The organism is Gordonia sp. (in: high G+C Gram-positive bacteria) (genome assembly GCF_049299075.1).
Classification (GTDB): domain Bacteria; phylum Actinomycetota; class Actinomycetes; order Mycobacteriales; family Mycobacteriaceae; genus Gordonia.
Genome location: NZ_JBAQWU010000247.1, coordinates 1 through 3,230, shown reverse-complemented (window position 1 = coordinate 3,230; position 3,230 = coordinate 1). Strand labels below are relative to the sequence as shown.

2 protein-coding genes are annotated in these 3,230 nt (G+C 70.2%); both read right to left on the bottom strand.

Annotated features, from left to right (window positions below; translation table 11 throughout):
* Nucleotides 1-2,301: sacsin N-terminal ATP-binding-like domain-containing protein (locus WAW85_RS07755; RefSeq protein ID WP_422559047.1), on the bottom strand; the 2,301-nt coding region annotated here is incomplete at its 3' end.
* Nucleotides 2,279-3,091: a DUF3027 domain-containing protein gene (locus WAW85_RS07750; RefSeq protein WP_422559046.1), complete on the bottom strand. Its 813-nt coding sequence runs from the start codon at nt 3,089-3,091 to the stop codon at nt 2,279-2,281. The genes WAW85_RS07755 and WAW85_RS07750, both read right to left, overlap by 23 nt.
* Nucleotides 3,092-3,230: the final 139 nt, after the last annotated feature.

The following is a 3,230-nucleotide window of genomic DNA, read 5'->3' as shown; positions in this document are numbered from 1 at the left end:
GGCCAGGAGCGCGGCGTGCGCGCGAGCGGCGACACCGGGTTCCACCGGGCGCGCCGAATCGGCAAGAGCGGCGAGCCAGTCCTGTGCCTGCGCGGCATCGTCGGGCATGGCCCCGGCGAGCAGCGGGCGCAGCGTATCGGCAGCCGGATGGTCGAACGGATCGAAGAGGCCGCGCCACGTCTCGTCGTCGGGGTGGCGGTATTCCGCCAGCCGACGGCCGTGGACGACGACGTGGCGGCGTAGCCACCAGCTGGTGTAGCCGCCGGCGTCAGTGAGCGCCTCGACGATCAACCGATCGCCCGCGAGTAGCTCCAGCGCGCGCGGCCAGCACGCCGGGTCCACCAGTTCCAGGTCGCGGACGGCCACCAACGTCTCCGGTGGCACCTCGAGGTCGTCCCACCACTGTTCCTCGGCGTCGAGGTGATGGTCGGGACCGGTCGGCAGGTCGGCGCGCAGCAGGGTGAAACCCCAGCCCGCACCAGCCCGGCGCAGCGCGTGCTCGCCGTAGGCCGCAACGACGGCCGGCGCCACGATCTGCAGTGGCTCGTCGTCATACAGCACCTCGCGGACCGGGCTGCCGGGCAGCAGGAGTTCGTCGATTTCCCGCGGCTCGCCAGCGCCATCCACTGGGACGCGCAGCGTGCCGACCCACGACGGCACCACCGGATCGACGTCGCGCCCGCCGAGCAGGGTGAGGATGGCGTCAGCGAGTTCTTCGTGTTCGTCGTCGTCGCCGTGGGTCAAGAGTTGCGCCAACGCGGGATCGGACAGCACCTCGGTGACCGAGAGTCGCACCAGACCCAACCGCTCCAACAGCGGGTGGTAGGCGGCCGCGGCGACCCCTCGGATCCAGTCCAATCGCGGTTCCATCCCGGGCGGAAGATCCACGAGAGCCAGACCGCGCACGCCGCGGTGCAGCCGGCCGTCCGTGCGCGGCACCGGAAGCGCGCCCAACTCGTCGGCATCGGAGGGCCGTTGCACCAACGGGTCCAGGGCCGCGTACAGCCGCGCCCACCAGTGCGGCTCGCGCTCCACCCCAGACAACAGATCGGCCACCTCGGCGAGGCTCAACTCACGTGCCCCCAGTTGTCGCAGCGCGCGGGCCGGTGCGCCGTCACTGACAGAGGGGGCGGCTAACGGCTCGATCAACTCCCCGAGCAGGGCGGCGAGCGGTTCGGTCAGACCGGGCAGGATCCAAGTGCGGTCGGGCGTTAAATCCCCGGCGGCGGAAGTGACGGCGGCCGGCACCCACCGGGCCGCGGCCAGCTCGGTGAGCACCGCCGCGCGCAAGATCACGTCCTCGCGACCGCCGCCGAGCGCCGGAGCAGGCACCAGCAGGTACCGCTGCTCGGCAGGTGCCAGCAACACCAAGTCGGTGTACCCGGCGGCGGCGGTAGCCGGATCGGCATCGGGATGCAGTCCGCGACGATCCGGGGTGAGCGGCAGATCGGTGATCAGCCGGGCCGGCAGCGTGAGGGGAATCTGGGTGGGTGTCGGGCTGCGCAGGTAGTCGTGCCGGAGTGGTCGTAAGACTGCCCCCTCGACTTGCACCAGCCACCGGTTACCGCCCGCGGAGCTCTGCAACCATCGCGCGATCACCCGCCCATCGCCGTCGGCGATCTCCACGTGATCGCCGCCGTCGACTCGGGCGATCGTCTCGCCGCCGACGACGATCGTGCCCAGCGCGGGCAGTTCCAGCAGCAGATCGGGGGCCTCAGCGCGAGCCTGCACCAGGAGGTCGGCCGCCTGCTCCGGCGTCGCACAGTGCAGCACCACTTCGGTGGCGAAACCGCCAGCCGGGCGCTCGGCGAGCGGCCAGGCGAGTCGCTGCGCCGGAACTACCGCCCCGGGCAGCTCGGCACTGGTGCGTTCTCGGTCAAAGGTGATCGATCCCGAGACCGACAGCACATCGACGCGATCGACGAACGACGTTGCCCGGAAGCCGACCCCGAAACGACCGACCGCGGCCTCACTTTTTGGGCTGACCCGCAGAGCGGTGAGCGCGCGCACGCCGTCAATCGAGAGTGGCGTCCCACTATTGCCCACCCGCAGCAACGGTCCGTCGGCCCGGACGTCGATCATCCCCGGCTCGGCAGTGCCGACGGCAGCATCAGCGGCGTTGGCCGCCAGTTCGGTGAACCAGCGGTCCCGGTAGCCGATCTGCGCCAGGTCGGCCTCGGCGGCCACGTCTTCGGCGAGCCTGGTCGGCGAATCGCGCCAGCCGGCGAGAGTGACAGCGCGCAGCGAATCAGTACCGAACGGATCCGCGGCGGAAGAATCAGTCAGCGCTGACGGTGACATCTACTTCGACGGGGACATCTACTTCGACGGGGACATCTACTTCGACGGGAGCCACGATCTGCACGATCTCCACCGCACCGTCGTCGTAGGCGTCGAATGCCGGGCTGCCCTGCCCGCCGGGCGGCATCGGGGTGTCCGAGTGAGCACCGCAGCCGTACTCGGCCGATACCGCCACCCCGTCCGCGCCGTATTCGTTCGCACAGACGCCGAACGACGGGCGCAGGGCACCGGTGATCGGAAGGAAGAACCCGCACGCCGCGCACTCAAAGCGGGAATTCTGGGCCATCGGCGACGATGGGCCGCGGTCACCGTCGTACCAGCGCTGGGCCGCCTCGGCCCGGCCGTCGAAGGAGAGCAATCGTTTGCGCCCCAGGCCGATCTCAGCCACCACTTGGCCGACCTGATCGCGGTCGATCGGGTCGACATCGAGAGTGTCGATCTGCCCGGGTACTAGGCGTGGATCGTCTGGGGCCGCCGCCAGTAGGTCGCCGGGACCCAAGTCGCCCGCGGAGACACGCGCCGACCACGGCACCCATTTCGGCGAAAGCAGCGCACCGTCGCCAGGCAGCAGGACCACCTCGGAGACCGTCAGTTCGGTCGACCCAGGCGAACCAGCCAGCACGACGCACCACTGCCACCCGCGGTACCCGCTCAGTTGCGCGTGGAAGTAGTGCGCGACCGCGAAATCGTTCTCGATACGCGAGCCAAGGTGACCACCGGGGTTCTCCCCCTCGGCCACCAGCACATCCCGGGCAAAGGCCTCGGCACGCTGCAACAGGTCTGTCTGCACTGCGACAATCACTCCTTTAGTGTGCAACAACCGGACCCTCGAATGCACTTCGGCACCGATAGGGAACAATCGGTGGGGTGACGTTCCGACCTCCGCGCGACAACCCGCCGCCGCCCGGCGGCCCCGCGCGGTCGCGGCG